At 73.5% G+C, this 25,261-nt stretch carries 24 protein-coding genes; 10 read left to right on the forward strand and 14 right to left on the reverse strand.

Annotation, left to right across the window (positions count from 1 at the left end):
- From ACFV4G_RS37060 to ACFV4G_RS37100, 9 genes are all read right to left on the reverse strand, one after another.
- The coding region (locus ACFV4G_RS37060) for an MFS transporter (protein WP_380446811.1) at window positions 1-1,118 on the reverse strand (1,118 nt) is incomplete at its 3' end.
- 34 nt (window positions 1,119-1,152) lie between these two features.
- Window positions 1,153-2,202: a polysaccharide deacetylase family protein gene (locus ACFV4G_RS37065; RefSeq protein WP_380446813.1), complete on the reverse strand. Its 1,050-nt coding sequence runs from the start codon at window positions 2,200-2,202 to the stop codon at window positions 1,153-1,155.
- Window positions 2,199-3,575 carry a condensation domain-containing protein gene (locus tag ACFV4G_RS37070; protein ID WP_380446815.1) on the reverse strand — a complete coding sequence of 459 codons (1,377 nt, stop codon included), beginning with the start codon at window positions 3,573-3,575 and terminating at the stop codon, window positions 2,199-2,201. The genes ACFV4G_RS37065 and ACFV4G_RS37070 overlap by 4 nt, the downstream gene beginning before the upstream one ends.
- Before the next feature lie 95 nt (window positions 3,576-3,670).
- Window positions 3,671-4,810 (reverse strand): acyl-CoA dehydrogenase family protein, encoded by a 1,140-nt coding sequence (locus tag ACFV4G_RS37075; protein WP_380446817.1) that lies wholly within the window; start codon window positions 4,808-4,810, stop codon window positions 3,671-3,673.
- Window positions 4,811-4,866: 56 nt separating this feature from the next.
- Window positions 4,867-5,616: a class II aldolase/adducin family protein gene (locus tag ACFV4G_RS37080; RefSeq protein ID WP_380446819.1), complete on the reverse strand. Its 750-nt coding sequence runs from the start codon at window positions 5,614-5,616 to the stop codon at window positions 4,867-4,869.
- The gene (locus ACFV4G_RS37085) at window positions 5,613-6,413 is read right to left on the reverse strand and encodes a dihydrodipicolinate reductase C-terminal domain-containing protein (protein ID WP_380446821.1); all 801 of its coding nucleotides are present in this window, start codon (window positions 6,411-6,413) and stop codon (window positions 5,613-5,615) included. Before ACFV4G_RS37085 ends, ACFV4G_RS37080 begins: the two co-directional genes overlap by 4 nt.
- The gene (locus ACFV4G_RS37090; RefSeq protein ID WP_380446824.1) at window positions 6,406-6,669 is read right to left on the reverse strand and encodes a phosphopantetheine-binding protein; all 264 of its coding nucleotides are present in this window, start codon (window positions 6,667-6,669) and stop codon (window positions 6,406-6,408) included. The genes ACFV4G_RS37085 and ACFV4G_RS37090 overlap by 8 nt, the downstream gene beginning before the upstream one ends.
- A 62-nt stretch (window positions 6,670-6,731) precedes the next feature.
- Window positions 6,732-8,174 carry a class I adenylate-forming enzyme family protein gene (locus ACFV4G_RS37095; RefSeq protein ID WP_380446826.1) on the reverse strand — a complete coding sequence of 481 codons (1,443 nt, stop codon included), beginning with the start codon at window positions 8,172-8,174 and terminating at the stop codon, window positions 6,732-6,734.
- A 5-nt stretch (window positions 8,175-8,179) separates the two neighbouring features.
- A complete protein-coding gene (locus tag ACFV4G_RS37100) occupies window positions 8,180-9,658 on the reverse strand; it encodes a nitroreductase family protein (protein WP_380446828.1) in 1,479 nt (492 codons plus the stop codon).
- A 625-nt stretch (window positions 9,659-10,283) separates the two neighbouring features.
- Here ACFV4G_RS37100 and ACFV4G_RS37105 point away from each other — a divergent pair.
- The gene (locus ACFV4G_RS37105; protein WP_380446830.1) at window positions 10,284-10,985 is read left to right on the forward strand and encodes an alpha/beta fold hydrolase; all 702 of its coding nucleotides are present in this window, start codon (window positions 10,284-10,286) and stop codon (window positions 10,983-10,985) included.
- Window positions 10,986-11,095: 110 nt separating this feature from the next.
- Window positions 11,096-11,407: a tetratricopeptide repeat protein gene (locus tag ACFV4G_RS37110; RefSeq protein ID WP_380446832.1), complete on the forward strand. Its 312-nt coding sequence runs from the start codon at window positions 11,096-11,098 to the stop codon at window positions 11,405-11,407.
- A gap of 107 nt (window positions 11,408-11,514) precedes the next feature.
- On the opposite strand, the gene ACFV4G_RS37115 is transcribed toward ACFV4G_RS37110, so the two are convergent.
- A complete protein-coding gene (locus tag ACFV4G_RS37115; RefSeq protein WP_380446834.1) occupies window positions 11,515-13,080 on the reverse strand; it encodes a ricin-type beta-trefoil lectin domain protein in 1,566 nt (521 codons plus the stop codon).
- Between the two features lie 447 nt (window positions 13,081-13,527).
- Between ACFV4G_RS37115 and ACFV4G_RS37120 the strand changes: the two genes are divergently transcribed.
- On the forward strand, window positions 13,528-14,316 hold the full coding sequence (locus ACFV4G_RS37120; protein WP_380446836.1) for a G1 family glutamic endopeptidase: 789 nt from the start codon (window positions 13,528-13,530) through the stop codon (window positions 14,314-14,316).
- Between the two features lie 28 nt (window positions 14,317-14,344).
- On the opposite strand, the gene ACFV4G_RS37125 is transcribed toward ACFV4G_RS37120, so the two are convergent.
- A complete protein-coding gene (locus ACFV4G_RS37125) occupies window positions 14,345-16,798 on the reverse strand; it encodes a PKD domain-containing protein (protein ID WP_380446838.1) in 2,454 nt (817 codons plus the stop codon).
- 154 nt (window positions 16,799-16,952) lie between these two features.
- On the reverse strand, window positions 16,953-18,404 hold the full coding sequence (locus ACFV4G_RS37130; RefSeq protein ID WP_380446840.1) for an amidase: 1,452 nt from the start codon (window positions 18,402-18,404) through the stop codon (window positions 16,953-16,955).
- A gap of 146 nt (window positions 18,405-18,550) precedes the next feature.
- Here ACFV4G_RS37130 and ACFV4G_RS37135 point away from each other — a divergent pair, with 146 nt between their 5' ends.
- On the forward strand, window positions 18,551-19,162 hold the full coding sequence (locus ACFV4G_RS37135) for a TetR/AcrR family transcriptional regulator (RefSeq protein WP_380446842.1): 612 nt from the start codon (window positions 18,551-18,553) through the stop codon (window positions 19,160-19,162).
- Between the two features lie 56 nt (window positions 19,163-19,218).
- Here the strand turns inward: ACFV4G_RS37135 and ACFV4G_RS37140 are convergent, their stop codons facing one another.
- Window positions 19,219-19,524, reverse strand: coding sequence for a hypothetical protein (locus ACFV4G_RS37140; protein WP_380446844.1), 306 nt, complete (start codon window positions 19,522-19,524; stop codon window positions 19,219-19,221).
- A gap of 290 nt (window positions 19,525-19,814) precedes the next feature.
- On the opposite strand from ACFV4G_RS37140, the gene ACFV4G_RS37145 reads away from it, so the two are divergent.
- The 5 genes from ACFV4G_RS37145 (at window position 19,815) to ACFV4G_RS37165 (ending at window position 23,516) form a co-directional block, all read left to right on the forward strand.
- Window positions 19,815-20,450 carry a dihydrofolate reductase family protein gene (locus ACFV4G_RS37145; RefSeq protein WP_380446846.1) on the forward strand — a complete coding sequence of 212 codons (636 nt, stop codon included), beginning with the start codon at window positions 19,815-19,817 and terminating at the stop codon, window positions 20,448-20,450.
- 445 nt (window positions 20,451-20,895) lie between these two features.
- Window positions 20,896-21,081, forward strand: a complete 186-nt coding sequence (locus tag ACFV4G_RS37150) for a YegP family protein (RefSeq protein WP_380446848.1) — start codon at window positions 20,896-20,898, stop codon at window positions 21,079-21,081.
- A gap of 257 nt (window positions 21,082-21,338) precedes the next feature.
- On the forward strand, window positions 21,339-21,722 hold the full coding sequence (locus ACFV4G_RS37155) for a nuclear transport factor 2 family protein (RefSeq protein ID WP_380446851.1): 384 nt from the start codon (window positions 21,339-21,341) through the stop codon (window positions 21,720-21,722).
- A 75-nt stretch (window positions 21,723-21,797) separates the two neighbouring features.
- On the forward strand, window positions 21,798-22,811 hold the full coding sequence (locus tag ACFV4G_RS37160; RefSeq protein WP_380446854.1) for a GlxA family transcriptional regulator: 1,014 nt from the start codon (window positions 21,798-21,800) through the stop codon (window positions 22,809-22,811).
- Window positions 22,812-23,066: 255 nt separating this feature from the next.
- Window positions 23,067-23,516 carry an ATP-binding protein gene (locus ACFV4G_RS37165; RefSeq protein WP_380446856.1) on the forward strand — a complete coding sequence of 150 codons (450 nt, stop codon included), beginning with the start codon at window positions 23,067-23,069 and terminating at the stop codon, window positions 23,514-23,516.
- A 121-nt stretch (window positions 23,517-23,637) separates the two neighbouring features.
- Here the strand turns inward: ACFV4G_RS37165 and ACFV4G_RS37170 are convergent, their stop codons facing one another.
- Window positions 23,638-24,441, reverse strand: coding sequence for a CPBP family intramembrane glutamic endopeptidase (locus ACFV4G_RS37170; RefSeq protein WP_380446858.1), 804 nt, complete (start codon window positions 24,439-24,441; stop codon window positions 23,638-23,640).
- Window positions 24,442-24,765: 324 nt separating this feature from the next.
- On the opposite strand from ACFV4G_RS37170, the gene ACFV4G_RS37175 reads away from it, so the two are divergent.
- Window positions 24,766-25,245: an esterase/lipase family protein gene (locus tag ACFV4G_RS37175; protein WP_380446861.1), complete on the forward strand. Its 480-nt coding sequence runs from the start codon at window positions 24,766-24,768 to the stop codon at window positions 25,243-25,245.
- Window positions 25,246-25,261 lie beyond the last annotated feature (16 nt).

The following is a 25,261-nucleotide window of genomic DNA, read 5'->3' on the forward strand; positions in this document are numbered from 1 at the left end:
ATGCCGACGGAGCCGGCGACTTCGTAGGCGTGGACGCGGTTGAGGACCTCGCCGGGGACCTGGGTCTGGACGCTGGTGGCCCACATGACGCCCCAGATGCCGATGCCGACGCCGACGCCGAGCTGGGCGGCGGCCAGGAGCCAGACGGGCCAGTCCAGGACGATGCCGAGGGGGTAGAGGGGGTAGGCGAGCATGGCGGCGGCGCCGGCGGCCAGGGGGCGTTCGGGCTTGTAGCGGATGGCGATCAGGCCGCCCGCGACGGTGCCCGCGCCGAGGGCGCAGTTGAGGAGGCCGAAGGCGGTGGCGCCGTGCTCGGGGACGATGACGCCGGCGGCGACGGACAGCTGCGGGCCCCAGGACAGGACGGCGAAGACCATCCAGATGACGATGACGCCCCACAGCCAGCTGCGGGAGCGGAATTCGTGCCAGCCGACGGCGAGGTTGTGCCACAGGCTCTCGCCGGCCGGCGGGGCGGGGACGGCGCCCAGGCGCAGGACGAACAGGCAGGTGGCGCTGGTGGCGTAGGCGAGGGCGGAGATGGCCATGACCCAGCCGGTGGCGCCGAGGCCGACGAGGGCGCCGGCCAGGGCCGGGCCACCGAGGCCGGTGAGGGCCTCGGAGGTGCGCAGGACGCCGTTGGCGCCCTGGACGTCGCGGGAGACGAGGGGGACGGTCGAGGAGGCGCCGGGCTGGAACATGGCGTTGGCGGTGCCGGCCACCACGAGCAGGGTGTACAGCTGCCACAGGTGGTCGATGCCGTGGATGAACAGGAACGCGAGGAGGGTGTGGGCGAGGAGGTTGGCGAGGTCGGCGGCGATCATCATGCGGCGGGCGGTGAAGCGGTCCGCGAGGACGCCGCCGAACAGCACCAGGCCGGCGAACGGGCCCACCAGGAAGGCCATCGAGTAGCCGGCGGTGTCCAGGCCGTAGCCGCCGCTGAGCAGGCCGGCCGACACCGCGACCGGGAGCATCGCCCAGCTGAGCAGGCCCGCGCTGCGGGCGGTGAAGTAGTAGCGGAAGTTGCGGGACCAGATCGCCGGCTCCCCGGACACCTGCTCCCCTGCCGACGGGGCCTTCGAGGGCGCCGCCGTGGTGTGGTCTGCCAACTGATCTGTCATGGCGTGTCGTTGCTCCAGCTGTCGGTCGTGGTGTTCAGGGTCGGGTGACGGGCGGCGGGTCGAGCTCCCCGACGGTGACCGGTTCCAGGCCGCGGTCGAGCAGGCCCTCGATGATGGCCGGGAGGGCCTGGACGGTCTGGCCGCGGTCGCCGGCGCCCTCGTGCATCAGCACCACCGAGCCAGGGCCGGCGGACTCCAGGACGGTGGCGGCGATGCGCTCCGGCCCGGGTCTGGACCAGTCGCGGGAATCGACGTCCCACAGCGTGAGGGCGGTCGGGTGCTCGTCGAGGGCGGCGAGGCCTTCGGGGCTCAGCGCGCCGTAGGGCGGGCGGAACCGGGTCGGGGCCGTGCCGGTGACCCGGGCCACCGCCTCCGTGGTGCGGTCGAGCTGCTCGCGCAGCTGGTCCGGTGTCAGGTCCGGCAGGTACGGGTGGGACCAGGAGTGGTTGCCCACCTCGTGGCCGGCCGCGGCGATCCGGCGCACCTCGTCGGGCAGGGCCGTGACGTGGTGGCCGACGCAGAAGAACGTCGCCCGGACGCGGTAGCGGTCCAGGATCTCCAGCACCCGCCGGGTGTGCACCGGGTCGGGGCCGTCGTCGAAGGTGAGCGCGACCCGCGCCACGTCCCGGCGGCCGTGCTCGAAGCAGCGTCCGGCGGCCGTCATCGCCGTCCGGATCGGCTCGGTTTGCCGCACGACCTCGTGGTACTCCTCGGCGCGGCCGGTCAGGCTGCCGCCCTCGGCGGTCACCCGTGCCAGCGTGCCGGGGGCGCTCCAGGCCTGCTCCGCCAGGCGTGCGGCCGGGACGGAGCCGAATCCCGGCCGGGGCGGCAGCACCCAGGGGTCCGCGCGGTACACCTCCAGGCCGGCCGCCGTCATCGGGCCGTCGAGCAGGCCGTTGGTGCTGTCGAGCACCACGGCCGGCACGCGGCTGGAGCCGCCCAACTCCCTGAGCCAGGCCATGAGTTCGGCGACCTCGGCGGCGCCCCAGCGGCTCGGCTCGGCCGCCCTGCGGCCGGCGCCGTCGACGACCTCGACCTCGTAGCCCGCGCCCGTCCAGGCGATTCCCGCGTAGCGCGCGCTCACTCCTCCCCCAGGGCGAGCGCCGCGGTGACGATCAACTGCTCGACGCCGCGCAGGAATTGCTCCATGCCCGGGCGGTTGATGATCGCCGGGTCGGCGGTCATGGCGAGCTCCAGGACGCCGGGGGCGGTCAGCACGTCCACCGCGATCGAGACGTTCGCACGGGGCAGGAAGTCCGTCGGCCAGCTCAGTTCGGTGCGCGCGGCCAGTTCGCCGAGCGGTGCATTCGGGCGCTCGACGGTGTCGAACGGTCCGCTGCCCGGGTCCCGGGTGTCGTTCCACCAGTACGAGTGGTCGCCCGCCTCGCCGCGCTCGACCAGCCGTGCCACCTCCCGCTCCAGCGCCCACTTGTCGTAACCCGCGTGCCGGAACGCGCTGAAGGAGACGGACCGGGTGCGGCGCACCGCGTCCGCGAAGTCCTGGTCGGCGTCGGTGAGGAGGAACACCGCCTCCTGCGCCATCGTGCTGACCGACTCGGCGGCGGCCGGCTGGAAGCGGTTGCTCACGACCACCTGGAACAGCACGTCGCCGCTGCCGGACATCCGGGCCAGCTGGTGGGAGGCCGCGCCCAGCAGCACCGCGGCGTCGCTCACCCCGAGGTCCGCCGCCACCCGTTCGACGGCCACGGCCAGCGCGGGCGAGCGCAGCAGCGCGTTGGGGAACAGGCGGCCGGGGTCGGTGACCCTGAGTTCCGGCGCGGCGGGCTCCCGGAAGATCTGCCGGGGGCCGGCGGCCAGCCGTTCGCACCAGTAGCGGCGGGCGCCCTCGTCGCGGCGGCGCCCGAGCGGCGAGGCCTGGACGGCGGCGGCCTCCAGCGGCTGGAGGGCGGGGCGCGAGCGCAGCAGGTCCTCGGCGCGCTCCCCCGCCTCGATCAGGGCGAGGTCGCGCAGCATCCGTCCCTCGCCCCACAGGTCCATCGCGGTGTGCGAGGCCGCCAGCACCAGGCGGTGGACCAGGCCCTCGCACTCCACGAGGCCGACCCGGAAGGGCCACTCGCGTGCGTGGTCGAAGGGGCGGCCCGCCAGTTCCTCCGTCAGGGCCGCGCCGACGGCCGGGGCCTGCTGCGCGGAGCACGTCCGCACCGCCACCGCAAGCTCGCCGCTGCCGTCCACGACCTGCTCCAGCCCGTCCTCGCCGGCCGGCAGCAGCCGGGTGTGCAGACTGTCGTGCATCCGCAGCAGCTCCGCCAGGTCCGCGAGGACGCGGGCGGCGGGGCTCGGCGGGGTCAGGGGCAGGTCGAGCCGCAGGTTGTACCGGGGGGCGTCGTCGCCCAGCCGGGTGACGACCCCCCAGATCGCCCGCTGCCCCCAGGTGGCCGGGCCGGTTCCGGACCTCGCGGAGTCCAGTGTGATGGTCCGTTCCTCGACCGTGGTCATCGTGTTCCGAACTTCCCTTCGGTTGCCTCGTGCGAGGCGGTGCGTGGTGGCGGGGGTGTGGGGGCGGGGGTGTGGGGACGGCTTCAGGACAAGCCCTAGTCCAGGCCCTGAGCGATGACCATGCGCTGGATCTGGTTGGTGCCCTCGACGATCTGCAGCAGCTTGGCCTCGCGCATCCAGCGCTCCACCGGGTGGTCGGCGACGTAGCCGGCGCCGCCGAGCACCTGCACCGCGTCGGTGGTCACCTTCATCGCCACGTCGGTGGCGAACAGCTTCGCCTTCGCCGCCTCCAGCGAGTACGGCCGGCCGGCGTCCTTCAGCCGGGCGGCGGCCAGGGTGAGCGCCCGAGCCGCGGCGATCTGGGTGGCCATGTCGGCGAGCATGAAGCCGACGCCCTGGAAGGAGATGATCCGCTGCCCGAACTGGCGGCGCTCCTTGGCGTAGCGCACCGCGTAGTCGGCGGCGGCCTGGGCGATGCCGACCGCGCAGGCCGCGATGCCCAGCCGGCCGCAGTCCAGGGCGCCCATCGCGATCAGGAAGCCCTTGCCCTCCCGGCCGATCAACCGCTCGGCCGGCACCCGGACGTCCTCGAAGCCGACCTGGGCGGTGGGGTTGGCCCACACGCCGAGCTTGCGCTCCGGCTCGTGCACCACCATGCCCGGCGTGCCGCCGGGGACCACCAGGCAGGACAGGCCCCGGGCCCCCGGGCCGCCGGTGCGGGCGAACACGTTGTAGAAGTCGGCGTGCCCGGCGTGGGTGACCCACGCCTTCGTCCCCGTGACGCGGTAGCCGTCGTCCTCGCGCACCGCGCGGGTGGTCAGCGAGGCCGCGTCCGAACCGGCCTCCGCCTCGGACAGGCAGTAGGCGCCCAGGAGTTCACCGCTGAGCATGCCGGGCAGCAGGTCCTCGCGCTGCGCCTGCGTGCCGTAGGCGGCGGTGCCGAAGCAGGCGAGGTTGTGCACGTTGACCGCCTCGGCCACCGCGAACCAGTGGTAGGCGATCTCCTCCAGCGCCTGAAGGTAGACCTCGTAGGGCTGGCCTGCGCCGCCGTACTCCTCGGGGTACGGCAGGCTCAGCAGCCCGGCCTTGCCCAGGGTGCGCACGATCTCCCGGGGGAACTCGTGGGCCGCTTCGAACTCGGCGATGCGGGGCGCGAGTTCACCGGCCGCGATCTCCCGGACCAGGCCGAGCAGATCGGCCGCCTCCTCGGTGGGCAGGATGCGCTGGACCTTCAACGGACGACCTCCGTGGGTGTTCGGGTGGGGTGGGCGGGGTTGGGGCGCGCCCTGGGTCAGGCCAGGCCCCAGGCGGCGGTCTCCGGCCAGTGCCGGGCGACCTTGCGGACGGCGTAGTCCCAGTAGGAGCGCACGGAGAGGTCGGCGTAGATGAAGTCCTGCTTGGCGGCGACGTCCCGCTCGGTGGACCAGGTGTACGGGACGCCGGTGCCCTCGGCCGTCAGCTGGAGCCGGCAGGCCCGTTCCAGCACCTGGGCGAAGACGGACGCGTGCCGCACGCTCTTGCCGACGATCACGCCGCCGTGGTTGCGCAGCAGGACGGCCGGGTGCTCGCCGAGGTCCCTGGCGATGTGGTCGCCGGTCTCGATGTCGAGGACGGTGTTGCTGGTCTCGGTGAACAGGCCGATGCGGTCGCGGAAGTAGGCGCCGTCGTGGGAGATCGGGCGCATCGGCAGGTCGGTGGCGCCGAACAGCAGGGTGTGGGGCGCGTGGCTGTGGACGATGCCGTTGACGTCCGGGCGGGCCCGGTAGATGGCCTGGTGCAGCGGCAGTTCCGGCGGGGCCAGGGGCGGCGCGGGCAGGGTGTGGTCCACCGGGCAGCGCACGACGTTCTCCGGGGTGGCCTCGTCGAAGCCCACCAGCGCGTTCTTGATGAAGAACTCGTCGCGGCCGGGGATCCGGGCGGAGATCTGGCCCTGGTTGAAGTCGTCGTGGCCGTCGAGGGAGAGCATCCGGGCGCCGGTCGCCACCTGGAGGACGAGCCGGCGTTCGGCCGGGGTCGGCGGCACCGGTTCGGCGGTGGTCATGTCGCGCTCCTCGCGGTCGGGGTCGTCGGGTGTGTCGGGCCCGTCGGGTGTGTGGGGGCGGTCGGGTGTGTGGGGGCGGTCAGTTCATCGAAGACCGTGCGCATGGTGACCAGGCCGGGGGGCGCGGTGCGGGCCCAGGCGGCGGCGGCCAGTGCGCCCCGGGCGGGCACCGTCCAGCTGCCGACGTGGTGGCGCACGTGCAGCGCCTCGCCGTCCCAGGTGTGGGTCAGCTCGTGCTCGCTGACGGGCAGTCCGGCCCGCTCGTCGGAGATGTCGGCCACCGCGGGGCCGCCGGCCCGCGCCCAGGTGTCCGCCAGTGCCAGCGCGGTGGCGCTCGGCCGGTGCGCCTTGCCGAGCGGGTGGCGCTCCCGGACGGTGGTGGTCGCCTCGAAGCGGCCCGTGGTGAGGGCGGCGGTGAGCTCGGCGATGCGCACCTGGAGGTAGTGGCCGAAGGCGAGGTTGGTGGCCCGGACCACCGGCACCTCCTCGGCCAGTTCCGCCAGCGCCTTCCACTGGGTGTCCGTCAGGTTGGACACGCAGGCGACGAGCGGGACCCGGCGGGTGGCGCAGTAGTCGAGGACCTCGGGGTGCGCGTCGGGCGCGCTGGCGTCGACGAGGACGTCCGGGATGGCCTCGGCGGCCCAGCCGCCGCGGCGGGTGGCGGTGAGGGTGACCCTCGTCCCGTCCGCCTCGCAGAGCGACCTCAGCGCCGAGCCGAGCCGGCCGAGGCCGACGATCCCGATGGTGGGGCGGGGCTGGCCGGCCGTCGGGGTCCCGGGCGTCGGGGCCTCAGGCATCGGCGCCGATGCCGCTGGCGACGACGAGGGCCGTGACGGAGTCGATGGACTCGTAGTGCTCGATGGGCGCTTCCGGGTCCAGGTAGACGCCGACCTCGTTCTCGATGCTGTCGATCAGGCGCATGTAGGAGAGCGAGGAGTACCCGACGTCGCGGAGCGAGTAGTCGGCGCCGGCGAGTTCGTCGGCGGAGACGCTGCCGTCCCCGGCCGCGATGGCGAGTTCGAGGATCTTGGCGCGCAGGGCGGTGTTGTCCATGGGGAATTCCTGTGTCTCGTAAGGGGTCTTGGGGGTCGTGGGGTTCTTTGGGGTCTTGGAGGTCAGTTGCCGGGGGACGGCTCGGTGAGCAGCCGGCGCAGGCGCTCTATGGACGGCTTGCCGATCGAGTTCGCCGGGATGCTGTCCACCGGGCGGAGGATTCCGGGCACCTTGAACGCGGGGAGCGTGGCCGCGCAGTGGGCGCGCAGGGACTGTGCGGTGACGCCGGGTTCGACGGCGACGACGGCGGCCAGGGTCGGTTCGCCGTGCTGGTTCTCGGCCTCGAAGGCGACCGCGTCCAGCACTCCGGGGGCCCCGCGCAGCACCTCGGCGATCTCGATCGGGTCGATCTTGCGCCCGCCCACGTTGACCAGCCGGCTCGTGCGTCCGGTCAGGTGGAGCGCGCCGTCGACCAGGTGGCCCTGGTCGCCGGTGCGGTAGTAGCCCTCGGCGTCGACGCGCTCCTCGAAGACGCCGGGGGCGTTGAGGTAGCGCGAGCCCATCGACTCGCTCCGGACCCGGATGCCCTCCTCCGGGGCGAGCAGCCGCACACCGGGCAGGGGTGCCCCGAGCCCGCTGCCGGCGCCGTCGGCGGCGAACGTCAGCGGACCGGTCTCGGCGACGCCGTAGTAGTTGTGGACGGGCACGCCGGTGAGCCGGGTGAACTCCTCGCGGACGCTCTCGCGCAGCGGGGCGCCGGAGGAGATCGCGGTGCGCACGCCGGCGAAGCCCTCCTTCGGCGCGCGCCGCACGATCGACTCGTACAGCGCGGGGAAGGCCACCAGCCGGGTGGCGGCGGTGTTCTCCAGGAGCCGTACGACGCGGGTGGCGGTGGGCAGGCCGTGCGACAGGTGCAGCGAGGCGCCCGGCAGGAAGGCCGCCAGCAGCGAGGTGTTGAAGGCCAGGCCGTTGGAGAGCGCGGCGAAGCAGGCGATCCGGTCCTCGGCCGAGAGGCCGGTTCCCTCGACCCAGTTGGCGGCCGCCGCGGACACCGCCGCGCCGGAGAACTCGATGCAGTTGGGCCGTCCGGTGGAGCCGGAGGTGAAGCGGCAGACCTCGGTGTCGTCCAGCAGCTGCGGTCGGGGGGTCTCGGAGCGGCGCACCCGGCTGACCGTGAGGGCGCCGAACTCGCCGTCTCCCTGAGGGGTTTCGTCCACGATGGCGTCGACGTCCGCGCCCGGGGCGTGGATCAGCAGGTCCAGCCCGCAGTCCTCGGCGATCCGGGAGAGTTCGAACGGCCCGAAGGCCGAGTCGGCCAGGAACGGGACGCCGCCGGCGAACAGCACCGCGAGGTAACCGACCACGTAGTCCACGGAGTTGGTGGCGTAGAGGCCGACCCTGGCGCGCTCGTCCGGTACGTCGAAGCGGGCGATGCGCTCCGCGGCGGCGCGGGCCCGGTCGGCGAGTTCGGCGTAGCGCAGCGATCCGCCCGCGTCGGTGACGGCGACGCGGTCGCCGTGGCGGGCGAGGACTTCGGTGAGGGCACCGGGAAGGACGGGGTTCATCGGGTTCACCGCTCGTTCTGGGCGTGCGCGGTGGCAAGCCGGTCGAACTTGACGCCCGAGTCGTCCGGGCGGCCGAGCAGCAGGGCGTAGAGGATCTCGTCGTCCTCCGGCAGCCCCGCCAGCGTGCGCCACAGCGGCGAGTCGAAGCCGCCGATGGCGGTCACCCCGACCTCCGCGCGGTTCGCGCCGAGGTAGAGCAACTGGCCCAACGCGCCGCAGCGGAAGGCGAGTTCGCGCAGGCTCTCGGCGCCTGCGGCCGAGCCGGCGCCGGCGAGCGAGGTGCGCGGCACGTGCAGCAGCAGGACGGCGCCGGCCCCGGCGAGGGCGCGCTGCTGCATGCAGGCCCGGGCCACCTCGTCGGTGGACGGCAGCCGGCCCGGCTGCCGCTCACCGGTGTCCAGCCGGTACACCGCGTCCCGCCCGGGCTCGGTCGTCGAGCGCAGGACGAGGGTCGCGGACAGCGGGGAGATGCCGGGCAGGTCGGTCTCCAGCGGTGTCGACAGGGCCGAGACCGCCCGCCAGACGGCGTCGGCGGAGACGGGTTCGCCGGTGAACGCCTTGCTGGAGACGCGCGTCCCGATCAGCTCCGGCCATCCGTTCCGGTCCCCCAGGCCGCCTTCGCCGGGCGGTGTCCGACGGTCGGTCCGGATGTGTGCCAGTGGAGCGGGCGCGGTGCGGGGTGCCGGAGAGCCGGGGTGCTCGGGCCACACGGCGAGGGAGTCCCAGCACGCGCTCTCCAGCCACGACCGCCAGGTGGGCCCGCGCAGGTCCCGGTCGGTGCTGTCGTGCACCGTCCAGCGGGTCCACGGCCCGTCGGCCGCGCCCGCCGTGTCCGTGGCGGCCGGCACCAGGACCGCGGAGTGGATCTCCCGGTGGTTCTCGCCCGCCTCCAGCAGCTCCGAGAGGGGTTCCCTCGGGAAGCGCAGCCGCAGCGTCCCCCGCGCCCCGCGGCCGGCCGCGGCCAGGACGAGGTTGGCGGCCGCGTGGCCCGCGTCGAGCTGGGTGTACAGGTATCCGCGGTCGCCGTACTTGCGCATCGACAGCCAGGGCCGGGTGAGGGTGACCACCAGGGCTCCGCCGTCGTCCGGGACGGCCAGCGCGGACGCCGCCAGCGCGGCGGCGACCCGCTCCCCCGCGGCCAGCCGGGCGCAGATGCGGCGGTCGGCGTCCAGCCGGTAGGCCGTCGGCACCCCGTCCTCCACGGCGAGGACGGCGAACTCGTACGGGTACACGGCCCCGGCCGACGGCACCGCCCGCGCCACGTACGAGCCGCAGGCCCGGTTGGCGCGACTGGTGAACACGCCCTCGTCCACCATCGCCAGGGCACGGCGCAGGCCCGGGGCGGCGACGGGCTCGGCGGGCGGCTCGGGCGACGCCGGCGGCAGGGCCACCCGGGCCCACAGCTCGTCGGCGCGGCCCGCGCACGCGCCCCGGGGCGCGTCGGCGACCGCCACGGACTCCTGGGTGATCAGATTTCCTTGCACGTCTGACGCAGACCTCCAATTCTCTGGCAATCCACCAAATACGCATGCGGGAGGCGGCCGGAAAAGCGGGCAGGCGAAATCGGCCCACCGCGCTTTTCGGCAGCCCGGTGCACCACGGAGGAAAATGTGGGGGGATACCGCAAAAGCTTGCAACGGTGCCCTCGGCGGGGCATTTCCACTGCCCTCGACCAGCACCAACGGGTTCTCGGATCGCGAGACGGACTATTCGACGGTCATTCGACCGCGCGGCACCGGCCGTGCCGCGCCGCCCCCGGCGACCACTCGCCCATTCGTCCCCCGTCTCACAATGTGGCACATAACCGATCCACGGCCCGAACCACGTGAACCACGTGAACCCATGATCGGTTACGGCCGTTGCCAGCATGCCAAGCACGCCGGGCAATGGTCAAGACCAATCCCGATAACGCCGCAGGATGAATCCAGCCAACCGGGTGAATGCTGTGAATCGGACATCAATACGGATTGCCCGCCCCTCACCGACACCCCGGACAACCTCGGCAATTCGTCCCGGTCGCCGCCGGCCGGGCCGGTGTCGGTGGCGCCCGATAGCGTCGAAGGGCACGCAGGAGGCGTGCGGGTGCGACCCGCAAGGAGGAGGACCGCGATGGCGACCTTCACACTCGTTCCCGGGGCCGACGGCCGGGCCTGGTTCTGGCACCGGCTGGTGCCCGAGCTGCGGGACCGGGGGCACGACGTGGTCACGATGGACCTGCCGGGCGACGACTCGGCGGGCCTGGAGGAGTTCGCGCAGGCGATCGTCTCGGCGGTGGAACGGCACGCCGGCCTCGCCACTCCCCTGGTCCTGGTGGCGCAGTCCCTCGCGGGTTTCTCGGCTCCGCTGGTGTGCGGGCGGCTGCCGGTGCCCGTCGCCGAGCTGGTGCTGCTCAACGCCATGGTCCCGGCCCCCGGGGAAACGGCCGGGCAGTGGTGGGAGGACACCGGCCAGGCCGAGGCCCGCTCCGACTACGCGGCGGCCACCGGGCGCGGCCCCGATCCCGGGTTCGACCTGCGGACCGACTTCTTCCACGACGTCCCGGCCGAGGTGACCGAGGAGGCGCTGTCCGCCGGCGGCTCGCCGCCGCCCTCCGCGCTGTTCGCCCAGCCGTGGCCGCTGACGCGCTGGCCGCGGGTGCCGACCCACTTCCTCCAGGGGCGGGAGGACCGCTTCTTCCCCCTGGAGTTCCAGCGCGGGATCGTCCGGGAGCGGCTGGGCCTGGAGATCGAGGAGATCCCCGGCGGCCACCTGGCCGCGCTCAGCCGCCCCCGGGAACTGGCGGACGCGCTGCTGCGCACGGTGCCCGCGTAGCCGCGGGTGCCGTGCGGGCGGGCGGGGTCCTTCGGCGCGCTCAGGCGCCCCAGCCGGTGTCCGGGGTGACGGCGGGCGGGAGAGAGACAGGGCGGAGGGCGGCAGGGGCGGTGTTCCGCCGCGAACTGCCCTCCGTGGTGCCCACGACGCTGACCGGCCTGGGCGCGTCCCTGGCCGCGCTCGGCCGGGAGCAGGAGGCCCTGGAGGCCCTGGCCGAGGCACTGTCCACCGCCGAGGCGCTCGGGGACCGCAGCGCCGCCGCCGTGGCCCTGCACACGACCGCCACCGTGCACGCCTGCTCCGGACGGACCGGCGCCGCCCGGGACTGCTGGACCCGGGCCCTGGCCCTCGCCCGTCGCACGGGCCTCGCGAAGGTGACCGACGACAGCCTCGACGGACTGGAGTCCCTGGCCGCGTCCTGAGCCGGCCCGTGCCCGGCGGGGCCCCTTCGGCTTCGGCGGCGGCTTCCCGCGGACACGGTGGTGGGGGGGGGGGGGGGCGCCGGCCCCCCCCCCCCACCGTCCGTGCCTTACGCGGCGAACGCGAACTTCTCGTTGCCCGCGCCGGGGAGGCAGTCCCACAGGATGACCGGCGTGCCGTTGTCCCAGACCGGGCCGGCACCCGACACGTTGAGGCAGCGCCCGCTGGCCGGGTTGAGGAACTGGCCGTCGGCCGTCATCCGGAACGTCTCGTTGCCCTGGCCGGGCACGCAGTCCCACAGGATGATCGGGGTCCTGTTGTCCCAGGTCGGGCCGCCGCCCGCCACGTTGAGGCAGCGCCCGCTCGCCGGGTTGAGCAGCTGGCCCGAGGCGGTCAGCTGGAACTGCTCGTTGGCCGCGCCCGGCACGCAGTCGGACAGGACGACCGGGGTGAAGTTGCCCCACGTCGCGCTGGTGCCCGAGAGGCCGACACAGCGTCCGCTCACCGGGTTGAGCAGCGCGGCGGTCGGACCGGCGGCCTGCTTGTCGGCGGAGGCGAGGACGAACGTCTCGTTGGCCTGGCCGGTGACGCAGTCCCACAGGATCATCGGCGTGCTGTTGGGCCACGGGCCCGCGCCGGAGACGTTGAGGCAGCGGTTGCTGGCCGGGTTGAACAGCTGGCCCGAGGCGTTCAGCTGGAACGTCTCGTTGCCGGCGCCCGGCACGCAGTCCCACAGGACGATCGGATTGCTGTTCGCCCACGGGCCCGCACCGGACACGTTGAGGCAGCGGTTGCTCGCGGGGTTGAACAGCTGGCCCGAGGCGTTCAGCTGGAACGCCTCGTTGCCGGCGCCCGGCACGCAGTCCCACAGGACGATCGGGTTGCCGTTCGTCCACGGGCCCGCGCCGGACACGTTGAGACAGCGGCCGCTGGCCGGATTGACGACCTGGTAGGCGCGGTTGACCAGACCGCCGATCCAGGAGGCGAGGTCGTCGGTGCGGGTGCCGATCGCGCCGGTGCGGGTCTCGGCGGGGTCGGTGCCGAGGCAGCCGCCCTGCCAGGAGCGGGAGGCGACGGCGACGAGCTCGGCCTTGCCGCCGGTCTCGCGGACGACGGGGGCACCGGTGTCGCCCTTGCAGATCGCGGCGCCGCCCTGACCGGTGACGGTGACGCCGGTGGGCTGGACGGCGTCGACGCCGAACAGGCCGGTGTGCGGCTTGGCGGGCACCCACTCGTCCGCGGTGCGCCCGTACCCGGGCACCCGCAGGCTCTCGCCCGGAGCGGGCGCGGTGGTGGCGACGGCGAGCGGCGCGATGCCGTTCAGCGGGAGGGCCAGGCGGGCCATGACGAGGTCGCGCTCCTGACGCGGCGCCAGTTCGACGACGTCGGCGCTCTTGTCGCCGACGGTCACGGTCACCTTGCGCTTGGGCACGCCCGCGGCGAGGCCCTGCGGCCGGCCGGGGTCGTCCGCGAGGCACGACGCGGCGGTGACGACCCAGTACCGGTCGACGAGGGCGCCGGTGCAGGCGCGCGCGTTGTCGCCGATGGTGAGTTTGGCGGTGTAGGCGTAAGAACCGTCGGCGGCCGCGGGGCCGGTGACGGCACCGGCCACCGGGGCGGAGAAGGCGGCGACGGCACAGGCGGCCGCGGCCGCCATACCGAATATCCGCTGCAAGGATAATGTCCTGCGAGTCATCTTCTGTTTCCCCCAAGCGAATTGAGAATTTTCTGGAAAGATTCCGGCCGGCGGCCGGCCCGGGATGCACGACGGAACACCGGCGACGGGCCACACCACCCCCGGACCACGGATGGACGCAAGCCGGGGTCAAGGAGTGGCAACGCCCACATCCTGTCGTCGCAAAAAATACTGTGTACGAGTGATGGTCCGTCAAGTCCTTTGCCGATTGCTCGCGGTCGGCCGAAACGGCTTCCACGGATGAATGATGGTTCGCGCCAATACCAGTGACAATGCGGCAAGGACCCCGGTTTGGCCGTCCGGCCTTACGGGTGAAGCCACGAGGATTCCGAGACCCGTCACCCCGCCTGACGCACCGGCAGAACTACCGTGAGTGACTGACCGTCAGCCCGGATTCCCCCGCCCGTCCCCAGGGAGCACCGCACCATGCCCGCAGCCCGCCACCGCATGCTCGCCACCGCCGCCCTCGCCGCGGCGGCCACCCTCCTGGCCACCACCCCCGCACTCGCCCGGCCCGCCGGCCCGGCCGCACCGGCCCTCCTGCGGGCACCGCTGCTGCGCCCGGACGGGGACGCGCACCAGGGCGGCCCGCACGACGGCCGTGCCGACGGCACCAGCGCCAACTGGGCCGGCTACGCGGCCACCGGCACCAAGTTCACCAGCGTCAGCGCGAGCTGGGTCCAGCCGGAGGCGCACTGCACCACCGAGGACACCTACTCCAGCTTCTGGGTGGGCCTGGACGGCGACGGCAGCCGCTCGGTCGAGCAGAACGGCAGCTCGGCGGACTGCGTGGGCGGCAAGCCGCAGTACTACGCCTGGTTCGAGATGTACCCGGCGTACCCGGTGTTCTACAAGGACAAGGTCGAGCCCGGCGACCACTTCGCGGCGAGCGTCACCGCGACCACCACCGGGAGGTTCACCCTGACGATCACCGACGAGACCCAGCACTGGAGCCACGTCCAGCACAAGACCCTGGCCAGCGCGAAGCTCGCCTCGGCCGAGGTGATCGCCGAGGCGCCGTCCACCCTGTCCGGGCCGCTGCCGCTGACCGACTTCGGCACCGTCGCCTTCACCGGCGCCAAGGCCAACGGCAAGCCGATCGGCGACTTCGGCCCCGAGAACATCACCATGGCCGACCACGACCACACCGTCCTGGCCACGACCTCGCCCCTCGGCGCCGGCAGCGCCTTCGAGGTGACCTGGAACCACAGCTGACCCGCCCCGGCCGCCGTGTGCCCGGACGTCAGACGTAGAGCGTGAACACCGTGTCGCCCCGGCCGACGTAGGCGTTGCTCAGGGCGAACACGTGGCTGCCCGGACGGAAGATCCCGAACGTCGTGCGCCCGGCGGCCTGCCAGTCCCCGACCACCGGCAGGTCGCCGGCGACGCCGTAGGAGGCGGTGGAGACGCTGCCGTCGTCGTGGCGCAGGAGGAAGGTGTTCGGCTCGCCGGCGCTGCGGCCCGGACGGAAGAGGCCGAACTGAGCGTGGTGCACGCCGTCCCAGTCGCCGGCCACCGGGAGGTCACCCGGCCCGCCGAACTGCAGGGTCGTCACGCTGGTGTCGTCGTGGCGCACGGCCAGGGTGCCGGTGGCCGGGCGGTAGACGGCGAGCTGGTCGTGGCCGTTGTGATCCCAGGCGCCGGCCACCGGGACGTCGCCGGGCTCGCCGAACCGGACGGCGGTGACGGACCCGTCCCGCAGCTGCAGGCCGAACGTGGCGGTGCTCGGGCGGTAGATGCCCAGCTGGCACTGGCAGGTGTTCTCCCAGGCGCCGACCACCGGGACGTCGCCGGGCTCGCCGAAGGCCCGGCGCTCGTTCACGTGGCCGGTCGTCTTGCCGTAGTCGATGTTCCAGCGGCCGTTGTCGAAGAGGCCGACCTGCGTGGCCGGGCCGCCGAGGTAGCCGGTGAAGGGCGTCCCGGCCTGCGGGCCCGGGACGGAGGCCTGCACGGACACCGTGGCCTGGCGGCCGTGGTCATCGGTGACGGTCTCGGTGACGGTGTAGTAGCCGCCGACGCCGTAGTCGTGCGTCAGGCCGTCCGGGGAGGTCCGGCCGTCGGTGACGACGGGGGCGGTGCCGTCGCCGAAGTCCACGGCGTAGCGGGCGACCGGCCACGGGCTGGAGGTGGCGTCGTGGAAGGCGACCCGGGCGGTGGCCTGGTCGGCGACGCTCACCTGGGGGTTGAGCCGGAGGGCGCCCACCGGGGCGAACGTGAACCTGGCGATGCCGGTGAAGACCAGGCCGGTCCGGCTGGTCGCGGTGAGCGTCGCCGTGTAGGTGCCGGGCGCCGGGTAGTCGTGGTCGAGCTCCAGGCCGCTGCCCGGGTTCACGTCCACCGGGGTGCTGCCGTCGCCGAAGTCGAGCTTGGCACCGGCCGGCGCCCAGCCGGTCCGGTAGAAGGTCTGGATCCGGGCGTTCAGCGGGTGGCCCGCCGTGGCGTAGGGGATCGCCGACAGCTGCACGGAGGTGTCGTCCTGGAGCTCGACCGCGCCGCGGTCGTAGTAGCCGGGCCCGGTACCGGTGTTGGCGATCGCCGGGTGGTCCGCGCGCGGGTGGTCGTAGAAGTCGGTGTCCAGCATCCCCGGCGCGGTGGCGTCGGCCGCGTCCGTCAGGCCCTCGACGGCCCGGGGCGCGTAGTCGCTGCTGTAGAACCCGAACTTCGGGTCGGCCTCGTTGTCGTGGGCGCCCTGACCGGTGGCCCTGAAGTCGGAGGCGGCGGTGTACGGGGTGCCGCCCCAGAGGTAGCCGACGCCGCCGGCCGCGTGCACGACGCTGTTGTAGTCGGCCTTGGTCCCGGGGACGGAACCGGCCGAGACCGACAGGCCGGCGGCGGACTTGAGGGCCTCGTCGGTGCAGGAGCCCGCGGGGAGCTTGGTGATCACGTTGTTCGTCACCGCGGCCCCCGAGGAGCTCCCGGCGAGCAGGACGTCGTTCCCGCAGTTCCCGGCGAAGGTGTTGCTCGCCACGACGGTGCCCGGGGCGTCGGTGGCCACGACGCCGCCCGTGCGGCCCTCCACCACCAGGTCGGTGGTGATGACCGTCCCGGAGACCCCGGCGTCCACGGCGATGCCGACCGTCCCCTGGCCCTGGACCCTCGTGCGGCTCACCGTGGTGGCGGTGGTCTTCCCGGTGATGCGGACGGCGGGCGCCGGGTCCGGGTAGGAGGACGGGACGCCGTTGAACACGGGGTCGCCGGCGAGGACGGTGTTCCGGTTCACCACGATCCGGTCGGCGTCCTGGACGAGCACGCCCTCCTGCGGTGCCTCGAACTGGAAGCCCGACACCGTGACGTCGTGCACGCCGGAGAACACGAGGGCGTGCGCGGCCGGCTTCGAACCCGCGTCCCAGGAACGGATGCCGAGGATCGTCTGGGGCATGCCGTAGGGGATGTCGGCCTTGATGACGATCGGCCGGCCGGGGAGCCCGGAGTGCCTGACGGTGACCGATTCACGGTAGGAGCCGCCCGTCGCGACCTGGACCGTCTGGCCCGGCTGCGCCGCGTCCACGGCGGCCTGGACGGTGCAGAACGGCCGGTCCTGCGCCCCGCTCCCGGCGTCCGAACAGGCCGACCCGTAGGCGTTGTCGACGTGGAGCACGCTCTGGTCGGCCGCGTGGGCGACCGAGGGGAGAACTGCCCCGGCTATCGCCGAGCCGGCAACCGCGGCGGCCAGGCCGACGCGATGACGAATGGTCACGGATGGTCCCCCTTGAGGCGAAGTGACGCCGGATGTGCAGGATTCGGGGAGCGCCCGTGATGGTTCGTGCCCCCGATCGTCCGGCGAAGAGTATCGCCGATGATCATGCGGTCGTCACGCGGGTATCCCCGTCGTGGCGGGGCGGGCCGGTGGGTCAGGCCCCGTGGTGGTCGCCCGCCCAGACGGCGGGGGTCCGGCCGGCCCAGGGGGCGGCCTGTTCGAGCTGTCCGGCGAGGCGGAAGAGGACGTCCTCGCGCCCGTGGCCCGCGGCGAACTGGATGCCGATGGGCAGGCCGGTGGCGGGGTCGGTCTGCAGGGGCACGGACATGGCGGGGGTGCCGGCGACGTTGAACACGGCGGTGAAGGGCGAGCGGTGGAAGACCTGCCGGAGCCAGCCGGGGCCGTCGGCGCCCTCCGCACCCTCGGCGTACGTGCCCAGGGGGACGGGCGGTTCGGGCAGGGTCGGGGTGAGCAGCAGGTCGTACTCGGCGAAGTAGCGGCCGATCGCGCGGGCGACGGTGTTGCGCATCGCGAGCGCGTGGACGAACTCGGTGCCGCTGACCTCCCGCCCGTAGGCGTGGCTCGCGAGCATCTCGGGTTCGACGGTGGTGGGGTCGACGGGCCGGCCCGAGGCTGCGGCGAGGCCGTCGATCCAGGTCGCCAGGTTGGCGCTCCACAGGCGGGCGTTGGCCAGGACGAACTCCTCCCAGCCGGTGCCGAGATCGACGCGGACCTCCTCCACCCGGTGGCCCAGGGACTCGGCGAGCCGTGCGGAGCGCAGGGTGGCGTCGATGATGGTGCCATCGACCGTGCGGCCGCCCCAGGGCTGCGTGAGGAGGCCGATCCTGAGGCTGCCCGGGGAGCGGGTGACCTCCTGTGCGTAGGGCCGCTCGGGGCGCGGGGCCGTGTAGGGGTCGCCGGCCTCGGGGCCGTGGACGAGGTCGAGCAGGGCGGCGCTGTCGCGGACCGAGCGGCTGAGGGCGCCGTGGACGGCGAGCCCGTTGAAGACCTCGTCCGCGTCGGGGCCCATGGAGATCCGGCCGCGGGTGGGCTTCAGCCCGAACAGGCCGTTGGCGGCGGCGGGGACGCGGATGGAGCCGGCCGCGTCGGTGGCGTGCGCGAGGGGGACGATGCCCGCGGCTACGGCGGCCGCCGAGCCGCCGCTGGAGCCTCCGGGGCTGCGGTCCGGGTCCCAGGGGTTGCGGGTGGCGCCGTACAGGACGCCTTCCGTGGTGGTGCTGTAGGCGAACTCCGGGGTCGCCGTGCGCCCGAGCGTCACCAGTCCGGCTCGGCGGAAGCCGGCCATGAGCGAGGAGTCGGCCGCGGCGACGTTGCCGGCGGCGAGGCGGCTGCCCAGTTCCACCCGCTTGCCCGCCATCGCGACGGCGAGGTCCTTGACCAGGAAGGGCACCCCCGCCAGCGGCGTGCTGCCCGGCGCCGGCGCGTCCTCGGCGGGCCAGGTCTCGACGACGGCGTTGATCCGCGGATTCACCGCCTCGCACGCCAGTCGGGCGGTCGCGGCGAGTTCGGCGGCGGTCACGTCGCCGCGGGCCACCAGGGCGGCCAGGGCGACGCCGTCGTGGTCCGCGTACTCGGAGAGCTTCATCTTCTTCGTCCGTCCAGATCCGGCCAGGGAAAACGATACCGAAAGGTCTCGCACGATACCGATCGGTATCGTGTGGGACTGATCGGTACCGTAGCATTGCGGCCAGGCGGCTCGACGCCCCATCGGGCGCACCGGCGGAGGGTGACATGGCGGACACGGCGGACACGGCGAGGGTCAGCAGGCGGAGCCGGGTGGCCAAGCTGCCGCCCCGGGAACGGATCCTCGACGCGGCGGAGGAGCTCTTCTCGCGCGAGGGGATCAGGGCGGTCGGCGTCCAGGCGATCGCCGACCGGGCCGAGACCACCAAGATGGCGCTGTACCGCCACTTCGCGACCAAGGACGCGCTGGCCGAGGAATGGCTGCGGATCGTCGCGGCCGACTACACCGCCGCGTTCGACCGGCTGGAGACCGCCCACCCCGACGACCCCCGGGCGCAGATCCTCGGGATCGCCCGGTTCATCGCCGACGGGCTCCCCGGGATCTCCCACCGGGGCTGTCCGTTCATCAACTCCATCGCGGAACTGCCCGACCGCACCCACCCCGCGCGCCGGCTGATCGAGGCCCACAAGGCCCGCCAGCTGCGCCGCCTCGCCGACCTGTGCGTCCGGGCCGGGCTGCCCGACCCGGACGGGGCGGCCGCGGAGATCACCTTCGCCCTCGAAGGGGCCCAGGTGAGCGCCCAGAACCGGAGCGTCGAGCACGCGGGCGAACGGCTCGTGCGGATCGTCGGGGCCGTCCTGGACCGCCCGGCGAGCTGAGCGGCGATGGGGGCCCCCGGGAACCCCGGGGGCCCCATCGGCGTTGCCGTCGGCTCCTACTTGAACTGGGGGTAGTAGTCCAGGAGCGAGGAGTTCACGCTGGTGCAGTAGGCGTAGCTCCACAGGCCGCTGCCGGTCGGCTTCCAGGGGCCGTACACGTTCTCGCCGTTCTGACAGACCGCCATCGCCCGGAAGACGATGTGGCTGTCGGAGCGGGGGCACATGGCGCCGTAGGTGTTGCCGTCCCACCACTCCTGGCAGACGTCGGTCGTGGTCGCCGACGCCGGTGCGGCGGTGGCCGTCCCGAGCGCGAGCGATCCCGCGGCGACCGCCGCCAGTGCCAGTGCGCGTACCTTGAGCATCGAATCCCCTCCAGCCGGACGTTGCGTCAGCCGGCCCGCGCCCTGCCCCGCGGACCGCCGTCGAATCTAGGTCGGCCGCCGGGGGCGTCCGGTGCGCGAGCGCACAGTCGGGGGCTCCGCGCGGTGCCGATCCGCACAGTCGTCCGCCTGCGGCCGGCGCATGATTGCATGGCGTGAGCGATCCGCGACGCGGAGTACCGGTTGCCGTCGGAGCGATGAGTTTCCCGGCGGCCGCGGGTCTGCATCCCGACCGGACCGACCGGCACGACCCACTCATCGGGAGCAAGGCAATGGGCCTCATCCACATCGAGCTGTTCACGACCCTCGACCTCGTCGCGCAGGCGCCCGGCGGGCCCGACGAGGACCCCGAGGGGTTCCCGTTCGGCGGCTGGCAGGCGCCCCTGCTGAACGAGACCACCGGCGCGCAGATCGCCGCCGCGTACGAGGGCACGGACGCCCTCCTGCTCGGGCGGCGCACCTACGACATCTTCGCCGCGTACTGGCCGAAGCAGGAGGGCGGCCCGTTCGCCGGGCTCTTCAACAGCGTGCCGAAGTACGTGGCCTCCCGCGGCGAGCCCGACCTCCCGTGGGCCGGCTCCACGCAGCTCGGCCCGGACCTGGTCGCCGCGGTGCGCGGGATCCGCGAGCGGCACGAGCACGTGAAGGTCGTCGGGAGCCTGGACCTGGTGCAGACCCTCCTGCGGGAGAAGCTGTTCGACCGGCTCGACCTGTGGGTGCACCCGATCGTGCTCGGCGTCGGCAAGAAGGTGTTCGACACCGGTGCGGTGCCCACCAACGTCACGCTCCTCGAACCGCCGGTGGCCGGCCCCACGGGCACGGTGTTCCTGCGCTACGGGATCGCCGACGGGATCCCCCGGACGGGCGACATGAGCGCCCCCGACCGCGGCCTGGGCAACGGCGGCTGACGCCGCCCGGCCCATGCCGGCGGGGGCTGCCGGAAGTCCCGAGCGCCTACCGGGCACGGGCACCCCGCCACCTGACCGGGCAGGGCCGGCTCACCCCGGGATTCAGCAGCATCGGCAACTGGCCCCGCCTGCGCGCCCTCGCGGACGAGCTCGGCCTGGAGCACGAGGTGCTCTCCGCGGAACGGCACCTGCCGGACGGGGCACTGCCGGTCGAGTTCCAGCTGGTCGGCTTCCGCCCGTCCGGCGGACGGCCGTGGTCCGCGCTCGCCTGACACTCCCGCCTGGGCGGCACCTGGTAGCGCTGAGTCACGGGAACGCCGCTTCCCCCGCAAAATACCGCCACCCGGACACCCGCCGGCCACACCGTCCGTAGCCGGGATGCCGAACGCGCGGCCTGCTCGCAGGCTGGAAGGAGCAGTGCCCCGAGCACCGGCAGGAGGACGGCATGGCCGCACACTTCGAGGTCTACGAGGACAAGGCCCACCAGTGGAGGTTCCGACTCAAGGCGGGGAACGGGGAGATCGTCGCGGTCGGCGAGTCCTACCCGACCAGGCAGGGTGCACAGAAGGGCTGCGAGGCCGTGAAGCGCGCCGCCGCCGAGGCGGACATCGTCGCACCCAAGGCGGCGTGAAGGCACCCGCGCGCGTGGGGCCCGCTGCCGGACGGCGGCGGGCCCCCGGTGTGCGGTGCCCCCGACGTGCGGTGCGGCGGCGGGCCCCCGGTGTGCGGTGGCGGGCCGCACGGCTCGTCCGGGTTGGCAGGATCTTGTGGGCGAACGGTGCTGTCGTCCCTGGTGGAGGAGGCCGGGAAGGCGAAGACTCTTCGTGTACGTCGCCCGGCGGACCCCTGGCGCGCTCCGTGCGGCCGGTCCTCGACGAAAGGGAAACCGTGAACGACTTCAGGGCGAGGTTTGACAGCTCGGGGATCGAAGGCCTGCTGAAGGACTACTTCGACCTCCTCTACACCCAGGACATGGACCTGTTCGAACGGGTCTTCCACCCGGACTCGGTCCTGTACTCGGCACAGGACGGCGAGGTCGTGGTGCGCCCGCGCGCCGCGTACCGGGCGGTCATGGAGGGACGGCAGTCGCCCGCCGAGGCCGGTGCGCCGCGGCACGACGAGATCCTCCTCATCGACGTCCTGTCGCCCGAGATGGCCCTGATCAAGGTCCGGCTGCGCCTGTTCGGGAACACCATGGAGGACTACCTGAACCTGCTCAAGGTGGGCGAGCGGTGGACCGTCGCGGCCAAGCTCTACCACCGTGCGGCGTAGCACGGCACCCGCGCGGGCCCGCCGCCGGCACCCGTCGGCGCGCGGGCCCCGCTCCCGCGGCGGCGGGCCGGTGCCGTGCTGACCACCGTCGCCGTCGTGCTCGTCGACGGAGTGGCCCCGTTCGAGTTCGGCGTGCTCTGCGAGGTCTTCGGCGTCGACCGCTCCCCGGAGGGCGTGCCGCCGTTCGACTTCCGGGTGTGCGGCGAGGACGCCGGCGCGCCGCTGTCCACCGGTGCGGGGTTCCGGGTCATCCCGTCGCACGGTCTGGAGGCGCTGCGGGACGCCGATCTGGTGGCGGTGCCCGCCGCCACGATCCGCGAGGACTACCCGCCGGCCGTCCTGGACGCGCTGCGCGCTGCGCACCGGCGCGGTGCCACCCTGCTCTCGGTGTGCAGCGGGGCGTTCGTGCTGGGTGCCGCGGGTCTCCTCGACCACCGTCGCTGCACCACCCACTGGAGCTACGTCGACGCCTTCGCGCGCCGCTTCCCCCTGGCGCGGGTCGACGGCGACGTCCTGTTCGTCGACGACGGCACCGTCCTGACCAGCGCGGGCACGGCCGCCGGCATCGACGCCTGCCTCCACCTGGTGCGCCGGGAGCTCGGCTCCGCCGCGGCCAACGCGATCGCCCGCAAGATGGTGGTGGCGCCCCACCGGGAGGGCGGGCAGCGCCAGTTCGTCGACCTGCCGGTCCCCGAGGACCCGGGCGCCAGTCTCCAGCCCCTGCTCGGCTGGATGCGGGAGAACCTCGGCGCCCGGCACAGCGTGGCGGAACTGGCGCAGCGGGCCCGCATGTCGCCCCGGACCCTCGCCCGCCGTTTCAGCACGGAGATCGGCACCACCCCGCACAAGTGGCTGACCCTGCAGCGGGTCCTGCACGCCCGGCACCTGCTGGAGGAGACCTCCCTGGACATCGAGGAGATCGCCCACGAGACCGGCATGGGCGACGGCGCCCTGCTCAGGCACCACTTCCGGAAGATCGTGGGCGTCACCCCGAAGGACTACCGGGCGGCCTTCGCCGACCGCCCGGCGGCACCGGGGCCCTCCCCTTCCCCCGCCGCGGACGGCGACCGGCGCCGTGGCGGCCGGTGACTTCCCGCCCGAAAACCCCGTGCGTCTCTTTTCGAATTTCCCTTCCAGGTTACGAACCATCCTTTCAGGGCATCTCCCGTGTCTGCCAGGACCGTTGACGACACCGGTCCGCGAAATCCCGCCGCTCCGGGAATCGGTGCCATGTTTCCGGCGGCATGTTTCCGGCGCCTGGCAGATCTGCCCCTGGATGAATCGGGTGCGGTCGAAAAGACTGGCGTTGTCCCGATCGTCCGTCAAGGGAAGGGAATGGATCCCATGTCCTGGAGTTCCTGGGAGACACGGCGCCGACACGCCGTCACGTGGGGCCGGCACGCCTTCGGCACCACCCCCTCGCGCGACGCCCGGCGCCTCGCGTGCGCGTGGCTAGCGGCCCACGACTGCGACGGCGAGGTCATCGCGTGTGCCGGGCTCGTCGTGGCGGAACTGGCCGCCAACTCCGCCGAACACGGCGGGCGCCTGGACGCGCTGTGCCTCGACGTCTTCCCTTCGGAGCCCCGCGCTCCGGGCAGCCTGATCGTCGGCGTCTACGACCTCGGCCGGGACCACCCCTTCCACGCGGGCGGGCGCCGGCTCCCCGGCGAGGGGCTGCGGGAGCGGGGGCGCGGCCTCGGCATCGTCGCCGCCCTCAGCCTGGAGTGCGGGGCGGCCCGGCTCCACGACGGCCACCAGCACGTCTGGTGCCGTCTGGCCGTGCCCCCTCGCTAGGCGGCCGGACCCGGTGGCGGCCCCGGAGTGCGCGGCTGCGGCTGATCCACCGTCACGGCCCCGGAGGCGGGTGCGCCCGCCTCCGGGCCGCTTCACCGGGACGGCTCCTGCGCGACGGCCTTCACGTCGTCCGTCCGAACCGGCCTCTGGCCACGCACACCATCGAGAACCCGCCGAGGACCAGCAGCGCGGCTCCCAGGAGCGGGTTCGCCCTCCCGTACAGGGACTGGCTGATCGTGTCGTAGAGGAAGTGCGCCAGCGCGAACGGCCAGAGGACCCTGTACCGGCGGTAGACGAACAGGAGGCCTCCCGCCCAGATCACGGCCTGGGCCAGGAACTGGACGCCGTAGTACAGGTGGAAGGGCAACCGCAGGGCGACCAGGACCGCCAGCTGGGCCGGCCACGGCCACCGCATGCGGGTCATGACGGCGACCGGGAGGGCGAGCAGCAGGGCTTCCTCCACGACTCCGGCCGTCGCGGACCAGAGCAGGATCCTGCCCGTGCCCATACCGGTGTTCAGGACCTCCGAGGCCTTCGCGGACTCCGGCTGCGGGAGGAGGGCGAGGACGGCGAAGGCGATCCGCATCACCAGATAGGCCGCGGCCACCGCCACCAGGGAGCGGGCGGAGAACGCCTCCCTCCTGGGCGGAAGCCCCAGCTCGGTCCGGCTCAGCCCGAGCCGTCGACGGCCGACGAGGAAGGCGACCGCCGCCACGAGGACTCCGGAGTAGACCAATCCGTCGTAGACGTCGACGAACCAGCCGGGAAGCCGGTCCGCCCGCCCGGCCAGGGTGTAGAGGGCCGCCACCGTGGCGGCGCCGAAGGCGGCCAGGTAGCCGAGTCCCACCAGGCTCCAGGCCTGGACGGACCACCGCGGGCCGGGCCGGCCCGTGGGTGCCGGGTTTCCGTTGGCACAGCGATTCATCACGGCTCTCCGGCTGGGTGCAGGGTGAATTTCCCGAGTGGACGTCATGTTTTCACCGCCGCGCCGGAGGCAGCCAGGCGCAGAAATGCCGCCGGGCCGCAAGAACCCGCCACCGTTCCCGGCAGCACGATCGGCTGCGGGAAAACCGCAGGAATCGTGCGGGTTTCCACCGATGCCCCGCGTTCGTCCGCCGATGACGATCGGTTCGACGGTTCTCGCAAAACCGAAAGCCGAAATCCGAAAGCCGAGAACCGAGAACCGAGAAGCGAGAGACGAGAGACGACAGTCGGAAGACGGGGCCAGGCCCCAGGAGAGGACGTTCCCATGCCACCGGCCCGTTCCCGCACGTTCCCACCGCCCGGCCGCACCGGCGTCGAGCACCTCGTGCGACGCCGTCCCGTGCGACGCCGCCTCGCCCCGATCGTGGCCGTGGGCGCGGTCGCCGCGGTCCTGTCCCAGGTCCAGCCCCCGCCGGCGCAGGCCGCCGCCCGCGCGGACGGGCACCGGCCGGTCGTCTTCGTCCACGGGTGGAGCGGCAACCCGTCGACGTTCGACGACATGAAGAAGTACTTCCGCAGCGCCGGCTACACCGAGGACGAGCTCTTCGCCTGGGGCTACGACTCGATCAGGAAGGGGAACGAGGAGATCGCGGGCGAGCTCCGGAAGGTCGTCGAGGAGAAGGCGAGGACCTCGCCCGACGGGAAGGTCGACCTCGTCGCCCATTCCGTGACTCCTCCCCCGGCTGAAGCCGGGGGCTTCTCGCTAACCCTGGCGGGCGTTGCGACGGACAAGCCCTGCCCGTAGAACGTTGGTGGCTCCC

Source organism: Kitasatospora sp. NPDC059747 (genome assembly GCF_042732955.1).
GTDB lineage: Bacteria > Actinomycetota > Actinomycetes > Streptomycetales > Streptomycetaceae > Kitasatospora.

Excerpts from the sequence above, each read along its gene's own strand:
- ACFV4G_RS37070 (WP_380446815.1), bottom strand. The coding sequence starts at position 3,575 with ATGACCACGGTCGAGGAACGGACCATCACACTGGACTCCGCGAGGTCC.
- ACFV4G_RS37080 (WP_380446819.1), bottom strand. The coding sequence starts at position 5,616 with ATGACCACCGCCGAACCGGTGCCGCCGACCCCGGCCGAACGCCGGCTC.
- ACFV4G_RS37085 (WP_380446821.1), bottom strand. The coding sequence starts at position 6,413 with ATGCCTGAGGCCCCGACGCCCGGGACCCCGACGGCCGGCCAGCCCCGC.
- ACFV4G_RS37090 (WP_380446824.1), bottom strand. The coding sequence starts at position 6,669 with ATGGACAACACCGCCCTGCGCGCCAAGATCCTCGAACTCGCCATCGCG.
- ACFV4G_RS37095 (WP_380446826.1), bottom strand. The coding sequence starts at position 8,174 with ATGAACCCCGTCCTTCCCGGTGCCCTCACCGAAGTCCTCGCCCGCCAC.
- ACFV4G_RS37105 (WP_380446830.1), top strand. The coding sequence starts at position 10,284 with ATGGCGACCTTCACACTCGTTCCCGGGGCCGACGGCCGGGCCTGGTTC.
- ACFV4G_RS37120 (WP_380446836.1), top strand. The coding sequence starts at position 13,528 with ATGCCCGCAGCCCGCCACCGCATGCTCGCCACCGCCGCCCTCGCCGCG.
- ACFV4G_RS37130 (WP_380446840.1), bottom strand. The coding sequence starts at position 18,404 with ATGAAGCTCTCCGAGTACGCGGACCACGACGGCGTCGCCCTGGCCGCC.
- ACFV4G_RS37135 (WP_380446842.1), top strand. The coding sequence starts at position 18,551 with ATGGCGGACACGGCGGACACGGCGAGGGTCAGCAGGCGGAGCCGGGTG.
- ACFV4G_RS37140 (WP_380446844.1), bottom strand. The coding sequence starts at position 19,524 with ATGCTCAAGGTACGCGCACTGGCACTGGCGGCGGTCGCCGCGGGATCG.
- ACFV4G_RS37145 (WP_380446846.1), top strand. The coding sequence starts at position 19,815 with ATGGGCCTCATCCACATCGAGCTGTTCACGACCCTCGACCTCGTCGCG.
- ACFV4G_RS37150 (WP_380446848.1), top strand. The coding sequence starts at position 20,896 with ATGGCCGCACACTTCGAGGTCTACGAGGACAAGGCCCACCAGTGGAGG.
- ACFV4G_RS37165 (WP_380446856.1), top strand. The coding sequence starts at position 23,067 with ATGTCCTGGAGTTCCTGGGAGACACGGCGCCGACACGCCGTCACGTGG.
- ACFV4G_RS37170 (WP_380446858.1), bottom strand. The coding sequence starts at position 24,441 with ATGAATCGCTGTGCCAACGGAAACCCGGCACCCACGGGCCGGCCCGGC.
- ACFV4G_RS37175 (WP_380446861.1), top strand. The coding sequence starts at position 24,766 with ATGCCACCGGCCCGTTCCCGCACGTTCCCACCGCCCGGCCGCACCGGC.